The sequence below is a fragment of the Serratia sp. J2 genome, from assembly GCF_046269175.1.
GTDB lineage: Bacteria > Pseudomonadota > Gammaproteobacteria > Enterobacterales > Enterobacteriaceae > Chania > Chania fonticola_C.
The window spans coordinates 311,042-324,316 of the sequence record NZ_JBKABN010000003.1 but is presented as its reverse complement, the minus strand read 5'-3'; the positions used below and the strand labels follow the sequence as shown (position 1 = coordinate 324,316).

16 protein-coding genes and 1 pseudogene are annotated in these 13,275 nt (G+C 55.5%); 8 read left to right on the top strand and 9 right to left on the bottom strand.

Features of this window, described 5'->3' with window-relative positions:
• Positions 1 to 240 precede the first annotated feature (240 nt).
• Entirely contained in the window at positions 241 to 672 is a 432-nt protein-coding gene (locus tag ACKWMY_RS05120) for a carboxymuconolactone decarboxylase family protein (RefSeq protein WP_409485989.1), read from the bottom strand.
• A 302-nt stretch (positions 673 to 974) separates the two neighbouring features.
• Here ACKWMY_RS05120 and ACKWMY_RS05115 point away from each other — a divergent pair, with 302 nt between their 5' ends.
• Positions 975 to 2,417, top strand: a complete 1,443-nt coding sequence (locus tag ACKWMY_RS05115; protein WP_074029582.1) for a PLP-dependent aminotransferase family protein — start codon at positions 975 to 977, stop codon at positions 2,415 to 2,417.
• Between the two features lie 65 nt (positions 2,418 to 2,482).
• On the opposite strand, the gene ACKWMY_RS05110 is transcribed toward ACKWMY_RS05115, so the two are convergent.
• Positions 2,483 to 2,791 carry a YqjD family protein gene (locus tag ACKWMY_RS05110; protein WP_024530922.1) on the bottom strand — a complete coding sequence of 103 codons (309 nt, stop codon included), beginning with the start codon at positions 2,789 to 2,791 and terminating at the stop codon, positions 2,483 to 2,485.
• A 261-nt stretch (positions 2,792 to 3,052) separates the two neighbouring features.
• On the opposite strand from ACKWMY_RS05110, the gene asr reads away from it, so the two are divergent.
• Complete coding sequence (gene asr / locus ACKWMY_RS05105; protein ID WP_024530923.1) at positions 3,053 to 3,523, top strand: acid resistance repetitive basic protein Asr; 471 nt, start codon at positions 3,053 to 3,055, stop codon at positions 3,521 to 3,523.
• 192 nt (positions 3,524 to 3,715) lie between these two features.
• Here asr and ACKWMY_RS05100 read toward each other — a convergent pair whose 3' ends face one another.
• The 3 genes and pseudogenes from ACKWMY_RS05100 to ACKWMY_RS05090 all read right to left on the bottom strand — a co-directional run bounded on the left by ACKWMY_RS05100 (position 3,716) and on the right by ACKWMY_RS05090 (position 4,610).
• Positions 3,716 to 4,096 (bottom strand): nuclear transport factor 2 family protein, encoded by a 381-nt coding sequence (locus ACKWMY_RS05100; protein WP_199062871.1) that lies wholly within the window; start codon positions 4,094 to 4,096, stop codon positions 3,716 to 3,718.
• A pseudogene (locus ACKWMY_RS05095) lies at positions 4,096 to 4,449 on the bottom strand (MFS transporter); the annotation flags it as partial. The gene ACKWMY_RS05100 and the pseudogene ACKWMY_RS05095, both read right to left, overlap by 1 nt.
• On the bottom strand, positions 4,398 to 4,610 hold the full coding sequence (locus ACKWMY_RS05090; protein ID WP_261160902.1) for a hypothetical protein: 213 nt from the start codon (positions 4,608 to 4,610) through the stop codon (positions 4,398 to 4,400). The gene ACKWMY_RS05090 and the pseudogene ACKWMY_RS05095, both read right to left, overlap by 52 nt.
• A 106-nt stretch (positions 4,611 to 4,716) precedes the next feature.
• Here ACKWMY_RS05090 and ACKWMY_RS05085 point away from each other — a divergent pair, with 106 nt between their 5' ends.
• Positions 4,717 to 5,613, top strand: a complete 897-nt coding sequence (locus tag ACKWMY_RS05085; RefSeq protein WP_409485988.1) for a LysR family transcriptional regulator — start codon at positions 4,717 to 4,719, stop codon at positions 5,611 to 5,613.
• Here ACKWMY_RS05085 and ACKWMY_RS05080 read toward each other — a convergent pair.
• Entirely contained in the window at positions 5,573 to 6,601 is a 1,029-nt protein-coding gene (locus ACKWMY_RS05080; RefSeq protein ID WP_409485987.1) for an alpha/beta hydrolase family protein, read from the bottom strand. The genes ACKWMY_RS05085 and ACKWMY_RS05080 overlap by 41 nt on opposite strands.
• Positions 6,602 to 6,744: 143 nt before the next feature.
• On the opposite strand from ACKWMY_RS05080, the gene ACKWMY_RS05075 reads away from it, so the two are divergent.
• Positions 6,745 to 7,749: a helix-turn-helix domain-containing protein gene (locus tag ACKWMY_RS05075; protein WP_409485986.1), complete on the top strand. Its 1,005-nt coding sequence runs from the start codon at positions 6,745 to 6,747 to the stop codon at positions 7,747 to 7,749.
• A 103-nt stretch (positions 7,750 to 7,852) separates the two neighbouring features.
• Entirely contained in the window at positions 7,853 to 8,191 is a 339-nt protein-coding gene (locus tag ACKWMY_RS05070; protein ID WP_021178947.1) for a DUF2002 family protein, read from the top strand.
• Between the two features lie 27 nt (positions 8,192 to 8,218).
• Here ACKWMY_RS05070 and ACKWMY_RS05065 read toward each other — a convergent pair whose 3' ends face one another.
• Both ACKWMY_RS05065 and ACKWMY_RS05060 read right to left on the bottom strand, forming a co-directional pair.
• Positions 8,219 to 8,665 carry a DUF1198 family protein gene (locus ACKWMY_RS05065; protein ID WP_021807638.1) on the bottom strand — a complete coding sequence of 149 codons (447 nt, stop codon included), beginning with the start codon at positions 8,663 to 8,665 and terminating at the stop codon, positions 8,219 to 8,221.
• A 46-nt stretch (positions 8,666 to 8,711) separates the two neighbouring features.
• Entirely contained in the window at positions 8,712 to 9,050 is a 339-nt protein-coding gene (locus ACKWMY_RS05060; protein WP_024530929.1) for an MbeD/MobD family mobilization/exclusion protein, read from the bottom strand.
• Positions 9,051 to 9,227: 177 nt separating this feature from the next.
• Between ACKWMY_RS05060 and smrA the strand changes: the two genes are divergently transcribed.
• Entirely contained in the window at positions 9,228 to 9,800 is a 573-nt protein-coding gene (gene smrA, locus ACKWMY_RS05055) for a DNA endonuclease SmrA (protein ID WP_024530930.1), read from the top strand.
• On the opposite strand, the gene ACKWMY_RS05050 is transcribed toward smrA, so the two are convergent.
• The gene (locus tag ACKWMY_RS05050; RefSeq protein ID WP_074029570.1) at positions 9,797 to 10,708 is read right to left on the bottom strand and encodes a LysR family transcriptional regulator; all 912 of its coding nucleotides are present in this window, start codon (positions 10,706 to 10,708) and stop codon (positions 9,797 to 9,799) included. The genes smrA and ACKWMY_RS05050 overlap by 4 nt on opposite strands.
• 137 nt (positions 10,709 to 10,845) lie before the next feature.
• On the opposite strand from ACKWMY_RS05050, the gene ACKWMY_RS05045 reads away from it, so the two are divergent.
• Complete coding sequence (locus ACKWMY_RS05045; protein ID WP_409485985.1) at positions 10,846 to 12,195, top strand: MFS transporter; 1,350 nt, start codon at positions 10,846 to 10,848, stop codon at positions 12,193 to 12,195.
• Between the two features lie 27 nt (positions 12,196 to 12,222).
• A complete protein-coding gene (gtdA, locus tag ACKWMY_RS05040) occupies positions 12,223 to 13,260 on the top strand; it encodes a gentisate 1,2-dioxygenase (RefSeq protein ID WP_074029567.1) in 1,038 nt (345 codons plus the stop codon).
• Positions 13,261 to 13,275: the final 15 nt, after the last annotated feature.

Sequence of the window (13,275 nt, the reverse complement as noted above, 5' to 3'; positions counted from 1 at the left end):
GGAAAGGCGGATAAGTCAGAAAGTTGAGCATGATAGGGCGTTTCTGACGGCGTCACCAACCCAAGCGTTTCCCCCTGCGTTGATGAATGAATACTATATGTTGATATTTATATTATCAACATCACTATATGTGGTGTTTTTCGGTTTTTGGTGCGCAGGCCGCGCCGAGGCTGGAAAAGCGGTGGGGAAATATTTTTTGCGATAAGGATCGAGCAGGCCGGGTTGCCCCGGCCCGCAAAGTTACTGCCGCATGCTGACTGCCAGGCGGTTAAAGGCGTTCATAATGCTGATGGCAAAGGTCAGATCGCTGATTTCGGCATCGCTGAAATGGGCTTTCAGGACGTCAAAGGCGTTGTCCGGTGCGCCGGTTGCCGCAATCAGGGTCACCGCTTCGGCCCATTCCAACGCGGCACGTTCTGCCTCGCTGAATTCATGGCTGACGCGCCAGCCCGCCAGCGTATCCAGCTTGGCGTGGCTCGCTCCCCCTGCACGCAGCGCTTTGCCGTGCATATCCAGGCAGAAAGCGCAGCCGTTGATCTGCGAAACGCGCATAAACATCAGCTCAATGATCGCTTTATCCAGCGGGCCTTTCTCTAACCCCCCCAATGCGCTCACCATGGCTTTATAAGGGGCCGGTGACAGTTCGGCGTACTGCAAACGTTGCTTGATCATGTTCAAACCTCGGATTAATGACGTAACCAATGTACGGCGCTACTTTAGCCGCGATATGGTCTATGCTATAGAGCCATAAAATGATTATTTAACCAGGCCATAACACGTAGTGCTTATCAATTTAGACGGCCCATTTCCCCTCACCCCAGCCCTCTCCCAATGTACGGTTCGAGGTTCGTCACGAACACTTGTGTGGGGGAGAGGGAGCCAGTCCGGAGTCGCCGTTGGGCGCCGGTGGTCATTTGTGGCACGGTATGTCCCCTCTCCTTGTGGGAGAGGGTTCGGGTGAGGGGGATTAAGCCATGACACGTCATATTTTTGCTGCCCTACGGCTGGATCACCAGCAGGCTGAGCCCCTGTACCGGCAGATCTATCTGCGGATTAAAGACGCTATCGTGCAGGGAACCCTGGTGGCCAACAGCCGTTTACCTTCGGTGCGCGGCTTGGCTAGCGATCTGGGGGTAGCGCGTGCGACGGTTGAGAATGCTTACGCTGCGCTGGTGGCTGAAGGTTTTCTGCAAAGCCGGGGCCAGGCGGGAACCTATGTTTCCTCCCAGTTGCTGAAAATGCCTGAGCGCACCGAGCTGTCAGCGGTACCCACCTTGGCGACTCCGGCACCTTCCGCATTTCAGTCTCATCCCGCTGGGCCGACTCAACCCTTTCAGCTTGGCCTGCCCGCGCTGGATGCCTTCCCACGGGCGGTATGGCAGCGCATCGTTGCCCGGCAGCTGCGTGGCACCACTATGGCTTCATTGGCACACCCACCCCCTAATGGTCTGCCGGAACTGCGCGAGGCAATTGTCCATTACCTGCACCTTTCTCGTGGCATCGTCTGTCGGCCGGAACAGGTATTTATCTGCGCGGGTTATCAGGCTTTGATAGAGCTGGTGATCAACGCGCTGTTGAAACTGGGAGAGGCGGTCTGGCTGGAGGACCCAGGTTATCCGGTTACCCAGCCGCTGTTTAGTGCCGCCGGAATGCAAATTGTTCCAGTGCCGGTTGATGAGGAAGGGATGAATATTGACGCCGGTATTGCCACCCGGCCAGACGCCCGTATGGCGGTGCTGACGCCGACTCACCAAAGCCCGCTGGGTGTTACCCTCAGCCTGGCCAGGCGTATGGCGCTGCTGGATTGGGCAACCCGTCACTCGGCCTGGATTATCGAAGACGATTACGACAGCGAGTGTCGCTACTACGGCAAACCCTTGCCGCCGTTAAAAAGCCTCGATCGTCAGGGGCGGGTACTCTACGCCGGGACCTTCAGCAAAACCCTGTTTCCGGCGTTACGTATGGCCTATCTGGTGGTGCCGGATGAGCAGACGGCGGCTTTTGAGCGCTGTAGCCAGCTGCGAGGCTGCGGTTGCCCACCATTACTGCAAGCCGGAGTGGCCGATTTTATCAACGGCGGGCATTTTTACCGCCATCTAAAGCGCATGCGGTTGCTGTATCGCCAGCGGCGCGCATGGTTGGTGCAGGCCCTGACACAGCGGCTTGCAGCCTATTTGACGGTGGTCCCGCAGGCCGGGGGGATCCAGATGCTGGCTCATTTGCAAGCAGGGCTCAATGACAGTGAGCTGGCGAAGAGAGCTTGGCAACAGGGCTTATCGATACAGGCATTGTCGGATTGGCAGATGTCCTCGCCTGCCGATAATGGCTTATTGATGGGCTTTGGTAACTTCACCAGCTATAGCGAAGCAGAGCGCGCGGTGGAGCGGCTGGCGGCGATTATCGAGAGCGGAAAATAAAGCGGCCCACGGAAAACCGTGGGCCAGACGCACATCTGTTTTATGGTTAAAACCAGCTACATGGGTTAACGCCGAGCAAGCAAGACGCCGAGCACGATGCCAACAGCAGCACCGATGCCTACGCCCTGCCAAGGTTTGTCTCGTACATAGCTATCGGCATTGCCAACTGCGTCGCGAGCATGTTGTGTCAGGCTGCTGGAACCGCTGAAGCGTGCACGGGCATCGCGTAATATCCCTTTTGCCTTGCTGTGCAGTTCATGCAGTTCTTCTTTGGTCTTGCTGCTGGAGTCGCGTAATACTTCGTCCAGCGTATCGGCCAGCAGGTTCACGTCCTGATCGATGTCTCGTTCTACTTTATCTGTCTTGTTAAACATTCGACTCTCCGTTACGACACATGTCATTTAAGTGTAGACCATTTTGGGAAATGTGCTGGCGATCACGAAAATTAATGGCTATCCCCGCGAATAACGAGGCTTTTTTTGAGCATCACCCCAGCCTGAGGGCCGGGCTACAAGCTCTGTACATTTGGTTACTCAGCGAAACCAATCACTCACGGAAGCCTGACATTGATTCCATTATTATCTCTTCAACGGCCCAACCGGGCTTACCGATAAACACTCTCTGAGGATTTAAAGATGAAAAAAGTATTAGCGCTGATCGTTGCTGCCACCATGGGCCTGTCTTCTGTTGCTTTCGCTGCTGATACTGCGGCTGCACCGGCACCAACTGCGGCTCCTACTACTGCGGCTCCTGCGGCTGAGAAAGCTCCAGCTAAAGCGACTCACCACAAGAAAGAACACAAGAAAGCCACCAAAAAAGCACCAGAGCAGAAAGCTCAGGCCGCTAAAAAGCACAGCAAAAAAGCGCCAGTAGCTCAGAAAGCTCAGGCTGCCAAAAAGCATCACAAAGCCGCCACCAAACCAGCTCAAAAAGCTCAGGCCGCTAAAAAACACCACAAAGCTGCTGCTACCAAAGCACCAGTAGCTCAGAAAGCTCAGGCTGCTAAAAAGCACCACAAAGCCGCAGCTAAACCAGCTCAGAAAGCCCAAGCTGCTAAAAAACACCACAAATCAAGCAAGAAAGCCGCTGCTCCAGCTGCTAAATAAGTGAAGATAGCGGAGCCGTCAAAGGTTCCGCGTCCTCTGCTGAATACTCTGACACCCGGTTTTCCGGGTGTCTTCTTTTGAGGTGAGGTCATCATGATGAACCGCTACCTGTTTGAAGTGATCTTCAGTGCCGTCACGCTATGTGGTCTGGTGGTGGCCTGGGAATTGTTCCTGGCCAGCAGCTTCCTGTAATTATTGCCCGATAGGCGTTTCGTGCAGGTGCAGCCAGCGTAGCCCGTCGGCGGTCTGGGTAAAGACCACGGTAGAATAACGCAGGGTCGCAAGTTGGCCTGGCAGCGTTTGCTTCTCGCGATAGTTGACTACGGCCCCCGTTGCCCATTCTGCGACCATCTTCATGTCTTCGATCGCAATCTCCAGCCCCGGCTTTGCAGCCCGATGCGTCTGGAAAAATCCTTCCAGTTCGTTGGATCCCAGCTTGTTGCCGTTTAGGGCAATCATGGAAAAATCTGCGTGAAACCGCGCCAAGAGCGGTTGCCGTTCTCCAGCCCCTTTTCCCAGCCAGTCGGCGATAGCCACATGGGCGTCAATCACTTCGGTAAAATAACGATTCATCAGGATCCCTGTTCAGCGTTGAGATGGTGCACGATGGCGCGGTTGGTAATACGCAGGCACAGCAGCATCGGGAACAGCGTACTGGTTGCGGCGAGATAAAAACAGTAACGATAGGCCATGAGCGGTTCCATATGGCCGAGCAACAGATTGAGCAACAGGCTGAGCAGGGTAACGCCAAAGCAAAAGCTCAACTGGCGGTTGATATTCCATAGGGCGCAGGCATCGGCCAACTGGGTGTCGGCAATGGTGAGAAAGGCGCAGCTTTGTGCCGTGCTGCTACACAGGCTGCCACCCAGCCCCATCAAGGCAAACGCGAAAATTTGCCAGCTATGCTGCTCGGTATCACCAGCGTCAGACCAAGCAGGTAACCATTGCTGATCCAGGCCAATTGGCTGATGCTGGCCTGCAAAGCGTGGCCGATCGCTGGGTAGGCGACGTTGGCGATAAACATGTTGATCAGATCGACAAAGAATCCGAGCAGATAGACGATTGCCACTTTAGTGCGATAAGCCATGAAGCCTCTGGTTGAAGGCGTGCAGTGTAGCGGGCGGGAAAGGGCTGATAAATCGGCGCTGGGCGATTACACTGTCAAAAATATTTTGACAGTAGGTGGGTGAAAGATGCTCAATTTAGCCAGGTTAGCGATGTTTGCGGCGGTGGTCGATACCGGCAGTTTTACCGCTGCGGCGGAGGCGTTGGGGCAAACCAAGGCGGTGGTCAGTTTTAACATCAAACAGTTGGAAAGCGAGCTAGGCGTTTCATTGCTGGTGCGCAGTACGCGGCGGCTGTCACTCACCGGTGCTGGTGAGCGTTTTTATCCACGTTGCCAACGGCTATTACAGGATGCGGAATACCTGCTCGACGATGTACGCCGCGATCACCATGGCTTGAGTGGCATTCTGCGCATCACCAGCACGCCGGAATATGGTGCGCAAGTGGTGGTTCCTGCCTTGGCCGCCTTCGCGCAGTTGCACCCGCGCTTACGCATTCAGCACGTTTCTTCTTCTTACCATGCGGATCTGATTTCCGAGCGGTTTGATGTGGCTATCCGCCTGGGCCAACTGGCGGACTCCAATCATCATGCAGCGCTGATCGATAATTTCGCTATCTTACCGGTGGCGGCACCGGCCTATCTGGTACAGCGGCCGATCGCGTCACTGCCTCAACTGGCTCAGGCTGCCTGGCTGGCCCATAGCCGTCTCCCTTCACCGCTGAGTTGGCAAGTGCTCACCCCTGAACGTCAGGCGGTGTTGTTCAGGGTAGAAGATGACGCCAGGCTGATGGCCGATAGCGCCACTGCGTTGCTGACTTTCGCGTTACAGGGGGCGGGTGTGGCCCTGCTGCCAGAATGGTTGGTACGGCCCGTTATTGCTAACGGGCAATTGTGCCACCTGCTGCCAGATCACCAGTTCCCGGTACAGAGCATTTATGCGCTTTATCCCAACACGCGCCATGTGCCGGAGAAGGTGCGGGGGTTTATTGATTTCCTGCGGGCGAGGATAGCCACGGCTGAATAAAAGCCAGCACGGCAGTGATGGTTTGCTGGTGGGCGCGTTCACGCTCGGCGGGCGAAGAGCCACAGATAAAGGCTTCTCCTTCTTCAGCTAATATTTCCGGGGCGGCTGGAGTACAAAGCTGTAAGAAATCAAAGTGATTGCTGCCCGGTAAGACAATGGCCTTGATCGGCTGCTGCCCGCTGTTGGCAGCCAGCGACTCAGCACCCAGACTTTCCGGATCGTTGCCCGGCATAAAGTGTTGTGCGGCGATGACCAGCAGCGGCGCGCTGATTTGGCGCAGGCTGGCCGGTTGCAGATAGGGCACCAAGCCTGGGTCCAGGGCGATGGCGAAGCGGATCCGGGCATCGGTGTAATTAGCGTCAAACTGGGTGGCAGAGATACTGTTCTTGTTTACACCAGCATAAAACAGGCAGTTAGGCGAGCGTGGCTGCTGTTGGCAACCGGCAATAAAATCCTTTAGCGCGACTCGGCCACCAATCGCAGAGATGGCGCTATAGCCACCTTTGGAATGCCCCGCCACGCCAATGGCCTGTGTGTTGATCCGCGGTTGCCATGTACCATCCTTCAGCATGGCGCCGATCAGCGCCGAGATATCGCGCGTTTGTTGCCACAGTTCGAGCGATTTTGCCGGGATGGAATCACCGCTGGTACTGCCCGGATGATTGGCTGCAACCACGATCATTCCTTGTTCCACCAACGCCTTCGCCAGCCAGGCTTGGCTGCTATTATTGCCACCGCTGCCGTGGCTGATGATCATCAGTGGAAAATGCCCGGTTGCTGGCGGGGCGTCTGGCAGAGCAGGAATACCTGCAAACACTGGCCTGCCGCCGACCTGTTGTGGCTGATCTTGAACGTTTGTGGGGTAATAGATACGGGTGACCAATGGGCGATCGCCGTTATAAAACGTTTGCAAGCGGCTGCCAACCTGCCAGGGGGCGGCGGTGGCGACACAGCTAAACAGTAGGCACAAAATCCATAACTTTTTCATGATGACTCCTTCAAGGGGAAAACCGAACCATCGCATTTGCGTTTTCCTGACGCGACCTCGATCGCGATCCAGGTCGTTAAGCGATTGTTTTAGCTTATTATGCTCTCTACACTGGGGCGTTCCCGAATAACCACAGAGGTAACATGCCGCTTATCCCGCTGTCTTTTCTCTTCAGCCTGTTGTGCCTGGCGTTGATCGTGCGCCTTGGTTGGCCACGGCCACACCGTTGGTTGCTACAGCTGTTGCTGTTGATCTGCGCCTGGCAAAGCCTGCTGGTGGGGATCCGTTTTGGCTATCAGCAACCTTGGGTTGCTATTTTGCAACCGCTGGGGGCCGCCCTGATCCCGCCATTGTGTTATCTGGTACTGATGTTGCAAGCCCGTGGGCCGATGGGCTGGCGCGTCGTTGGGCATCTGACGTTCCCGCTGCTGGTGTTATTGGTACAGTGGCGAGCCTTGGCGGCGCTGGATGGGCTGATCGTTATTGGCTATTTCGGTTACGGCGCGGCTATTTTGCTGTACCTGCGGCGCGGCGAGAATGTTTTGCAGCAGGTGGCACTGGCGGACAGTTGGCTGAGCTATCGCTTATGGTGCGGATTAGGCGGCCTGCTGGTCGTCTGCGGCCTGATCGAGTTGGCGATCACCCTGGATTATTCGCTGTTAGCCGGTAGGCATGCTGGTGCACTGGCGGCCTTTGGCAATGTGATGATGGTCCTGGGGGTAGGTTTGGTGCTTGGCCGTGAGCGTCAACAGCCGGAACCCGAAGAGCAGCCCTTGCCACCAGCGAAAACCGAGGCGCTGACAGAGGATGACGAGCACTGCTTTGAGCTGATCAACCAACGGCTACGTCAGGACGATCTCTATCTGGAACCGGCGCTGAACCTGGCCCGGTTAGCGCGCAAGGTGGGCATACCGGCACGTAAGGTCTCCCAGGCGATTAACCAGCAGGCGGGAATGAATGTATCCCAATATGTGAATCAGTTACGCATTCAGCAAGCGGCCCAGTGGTTGAGTGGCAGCGATCGCCCGGTGACCGAGATTATGCTTGAGGCCGGTTTCAGCACCAAATCCAACTTTAACCGTGAGTTTCTGCGGGTTCAGGGGATGAGCCCCAGCGAATGGCGTAGGCAACAGGCGGGCGGTGTATAGCTGCAGATTATTCCTAAACCAGAATGAGTACGGATAAATTAATTGTTTCATCTCCTGATTACGGTAAGGTCGCAAAGCTACCCAGAACTGAGAGGAGAAATAGATGTATTTACGGCCGGATGAAGTGGCTAAAGTGTTAGAGAGTACCGGTTTTGAGCGTGATTATGTCACCGATCAGACCTACGGTTTTCGCAAGGGCGAGCACTACGTGTATGTGAATCGGGAAGCGCGAATGGGCAGAATGGCGTTGGTGATCCACCCGGCATTAAAAGAGAAGAGCCTCCATTTTGCCACACCCACCTCGTTGATGCGTAACAGCGAGCAGTATCTTGAGTTTCCCCTGGATTTAAGCGGTGATACGCCCAACACGCGTTACGGCATTCCTCACGGTTTCAGCTCCCGCGATGCGCTCTCGCGCTATCTCTACAGCATGTTCCTTTAAACTCTCCCCCGTAAGCGGGGGAAAGCTTCACCAGTTGCCCAGCGCTTCCCGGTTATAACGTTCGTTGTAGGCCCGGCGGAACTGCGCCAGTTCAAACGCATCCAGATCCAGTTCGGCAAAGTAAAACAGCGCCGCTTCGGTGTGCTCGGCATGCAGTTCCGGCGACAGCCCGGCGCGCAGCAGCGTTTCCCGCCACAGGCCAATCTGCTCATCGTCTGCCTGCTTGATAAACGTCAGGTAGATAAACAGCATATAGGCGGCCTGATGCATCTCTTCGGTATAGCCGTTGTTCAACATGCGGATAAAGCTTTGGCTGTGGCGGCTGCCCATCTCCTGCAGCATGGACTCCACCAGCATCGGCTTTACTTTCAGCAAATGCGCCAGTGAATCTATCGCCTTGCGGGTGTCGGAAGTCAGAACACGATAGCCAATAATGAAAACTACGATCAGGGCGGCGATGATGATCCACGTCATGTATGATTTTTACCGTCTTGGTGCGCAGCATACGCGCCCGAAATTGTCAGTGTTGCTCACCGCTGAAATTGTCTGCGGCCCGTTGTTTATTATGCACATGGCGATTAAAGGTGGCGGCATCTTGTGCCAGCGCATCCAAATGGGCACCCAGCATCTTGATCTGCTTGACCAGGGCATGCTGTTCCGGCACCGAACTGGCGGTGCTTAGTTTGTTGACCAGCTGTTCATTCTGCATGCGCAGCGCGGTTTCACGCCGTTGCGCTTCGGCCAACTGCTGTTGCAGAGCCTGGTAGCCTTGTTGCCATTCACGGTGCTGCTGTTCGAAGCTGGCTTGTAACTCATTCATTGCATTCTGAAACTGGATTTCCAGCTCGCGCATATTCATGGGTTGGATCCTTTGCGGCACTCAATAATGGCCTGCAGTATAACGAAAACCGCTCACAACCTCACCCGTTGCCGTCAATTCCTCACTTGCAACCCTGACGAGGCGTCTTACAATCAAGCCATTCCCACTAAAAGCAATAGCCCGCCGGTGGGTGAAATCTCCCGAGAGTGATGTGAAATGAGCGACGAAGAGAACGATTTTTTTGCCCAGGCGATGACCGATGTGAAGCCGTTATCCGCGGGGCAACCCACGCTGTACCTCAAGGCGCAGGATCCTGTCGATAAACGTGCGCGCCGGGAAGCTCAGGCGTTACAGTTGGAGAACTTCCTCAGCACCGGCTTTCTGGACATTATTCCCTGCGATACCCCGTTGGAATATAAGGGCGAAGGTATTCAGCAAGGGGTGCTGGATAAGCTGCGTCACGGCCACTATCCACCGCAAGTCAGCCTCAATCTGCTGCGCCAGCCTGTCGAGAGCTGCCGCCAGGCGCTGTTCCGCTTTATCATCCAGGCGGAGAAAGACAGCCTGCGTTCGTTGCTGATTGTGCATGGCCGTGGGCGGACAGATCAAAGCCATCCGAATATCATCCGCAGCTACCTGGCCAAATGGCTGGAGCAGTTTGAACAGGTGCAGGCGTTTTGCCGGGCACTGCCACGTGACGGTGGTGAGGGGGCGTGCTATGTCACCTTGCGCAAGTCTGCCGCAGCCAAGGCGGATAACTTCGAACGCCATGCCAAACATAGCCGTTAGGCCGCATCGCTGATCAAATGATTGAGGAAACGCTGCAAGACATCGGTGGGGATGTCGTTTTTGCGCCAGAACACCCCGACGCTGCCTTTCTGTTCGAGACGGGGGAGCGGCAAAATGGTGAGCAGCCCCTGCGTAGCATAGCGTTCAGCCAGCCGCCACGACAGAATGGAAATCATCTCGCTGCTTTGCGTCATCCCCAATGTCACGCTCATTGATGCCGACTCAATATGATCGCTGGGCAGCATCACGCCTTGCTCCACAAGCGCGTTATCGATACTGACGCGGATCGGCGTGCCGCTTGGCCAGACGATCCAACGATATGCCATCAGTTCTTCCCAGGCAATGCTGCCGCGGCTGGCCAGCGGGTGCTGCGTGCGTGCCACGAAACACACCGGCTCTGTATACAGCACGCGGTAGTTGAGCGGCAGTTGCAGGGCGTGACCGCCAATACGGCCAACCACCACATCGATCTTGCCCGACAGCAGGTTTTGCAGCAGTGGCGTCATCACGTTTTCCACGATCTGCAGGTGTACGCTGGGGTAATCATTAACCACCGCCAGAATCGCTTGTGTTACGCAGTCGGTAGCAACCGGTGAACAACCGATTAACAGACTGCCCTGGCCCCCTTGTTTGAAACGGATGATGTCTTCACGGGAGCGATCGAGATCGTTAAGGATACGCCTTGCGTGCTCCAATAGTAGTTTCCCCCCTTCAGAGGGACGTAGCCCCTTGCTGTGGCGTTCAAACAAGGTGATACCGACATCCTCTTCCAAAGCCGACAGCCACTTCGATAGCGCAGGCTGCGTGATATTCATCATCCTGGCCACCTGAGTCAGGTTGCCTTGCTCACCTAGACACATCAAAAGGCGTAGGTGATGGATTTTGAGGCGCTGAGTCCAGTCTGCCATTTGTCATAACCTCCAGGTTATCGCCAGGGCGGAAATGCCATTATCTTTTCACATTAGCCTCCTACATAGTATTAACAAATAAGCAACACTCGTCACAAAAACAAGAAAAGACCCTACACCCAAAGAGGCAATCGGCCATGAATCTTTCTCGTCGGCTTAATATCCAGGATGTTATTGATGCAGCTCCCGTCTCGGCGTTTCAGTGGCGTGTGCTGGCATGCTGTTTTTTGGTGGTAACCATTGACGGCTTTGATACCGCCGCTATCGGTTTCATCGCTCCGGCTATCCGCCAACAGTGGCAGTTGGATGCGGTTCATCTGGCCCCGCTGTTCGGCGCAGGTTTATTCGGCCTGACGCTTGGTGCGCTGTTGTTTGGCCCGCTGGCAGATCGTTTTGGCCGCAAACAGGTGATGCAGTTTTGCGTTGCGTTCTTTGGCTTGATGAGCCTGCTGTCCGCCTTTTCACCCGACATGAATACGTTGACGTGGCTGCGTTTCCTGACTGGTTTGGGATTGGGGGGCGCGATGCCGAACACTATTACTTTGACCTCGGAATTTTTGCCCAAACGGCGGCGAGCGGGCTTGGTGACGCTGATGTTCTGCGGCTTCACCCTCGGTTCGGCATTAGGCGGGGTGGTGAGCGCGCAACTGGTCCCGCTGATTGGCTGGGAAGGCATTTTGGTGATTGGTGGCGTACTGCCGCTGGCCTTGCTGGTGGTACTGTGTTTCGCACTACCGGAATCCCCCCGCTATCTGGTGCTGCGCAACCGTCGTCCGGACAAGGTGGCGGCCATATTGCAGAAAATCACCAGGCAGGATCATCGTGATGTGACGTTCTATCTGCCGGAACAACCGGCGACGAAAGGCTCGGTATCGGCTTTGTTCCAGCGCGGTGTGCTGCCCGTCACGCTACTGCTGTGGTGCGTGTTCTTTATGAGCCTGATGATCGTCTACCTGCTGTCTAGCTGGCTGCCAACGTTGCTCAACAACAGCGGTGTCGATTTGCAGCACGCTTCATGGGTCACCGCTATGTTCCAGGTTGGCGGCACGATTGGCGCAATCGTCATCGGCCAACTGATGGATCGCCGCAATCCCTATTGGGTATTGGCGAGCAGCTACGCCATCGGCGCGCTGTTTATCGTGCTGATCAGTGTTTCAGAAGGGGCATTGTGGGGCATGGCCTTTGCGGTGCTGGGAACGGGCATCGGTATCAGTGGTTCGCAGGTGGGGTTGAACGCACTGTCCGCTTCCCTGTATCCAACCTTATGCCGTGCCACCGGGGTCAGTTGGGCTAACGCCGTTGGCCGCTGCGGGGCGATTTTCGGCTCGCTCGGCGGTGGGGTGATGCTGTCTTTCAACCTCTCGTTTTCCACTATTTTCATGTTTATCGCTATCCCGGCATTGTTAGCCGCCATCGCTTTGGCCTTGCTATTCAGCCAGGTACGCAGCGTCCGCCAGATTGCCAAAGCGCAGATCGCTCGTGGATAACGTATTGATAACTCAAAGGAGTATGCGATGTCTGAATTAACACCCGCAGTAAAGCAACAACGAGCAGATTTTTATCAGCAAATCGACGCGATGGATCTCACGCCGCTGTGGGAGTCTCTGCACAATCTGGTTACCACCTTACCTAACGCCGGGTGTGTGGCCGCGCTATGGAAATATCAGCAAATTCGGCCTTTCCTGCTGCGCAGTGGGGAACTGATTGGCGCCAAAGAGGCGATCCGCCGGGTATTGGTGCTGGAAAACCCGGCACTGCGGGGCAAATCTTCCATTACACAATCACTCTATGCAGGTTTGCAATTGATCATGCCCGGCGAGATCGCTCCCAGCCACCGGCATACCCAATCGGCGCTACGGTTTATTGTTGAAGGCCAGGGAGCGTTTACCGCCGTTGATGGTGAGCGTACCACCATGCATTCAGGGGATTTTATCCTGACACCGCAGTGGCAATGGCACGATCATGGCAACCCTGGCGAGCACCCGGTGGTGTGGTTGGACGGACTGGACTTGCCGTTGGTGAATTATCTCGGTTGTGCGTTTGCTGAGGGTTTCCCGCAAGAACAGCAGCCGGTGACACGCCCGGAGAATGATTCCCAGCCGCGCTATGCGGCCAATATGTTGCCAATGCGCCATCAAGTTGGCAATTCATCGCCGATCTTCAACTATCGCTATGACCGCAGCCGTGAAGCCCTGGATCAACTATTACGTAATGGCCCGTTGGATGAATGTGAAGGCATCAAGCTGCGCTATGTCAATCCAGCCACCGGCGGTTCGCCGATGCCGACCATTGCGGCCTTTCTGCAACTGTTACCCAAAGGGTTCAGTAGCGCCAAGATCCGCACCACGGACAGCACGATTTACCATGTGGTGGAAGGGGAAGGCACCGTCATCATCGGTAGCCAAACATTTACCTATACCGCCAAAGATATTTTCGTCGTTCCTTCCTGGCAGCCGCTCAGCTTTGTTACGCGCAGCGAAAGCGTGCTGTTCAGCTTCTCCGATCGCCCGGTTCAGCAAGCGCTTGGGTTGCTGCGTGAAGCACGTGGTTAATTTGAACGACATCAT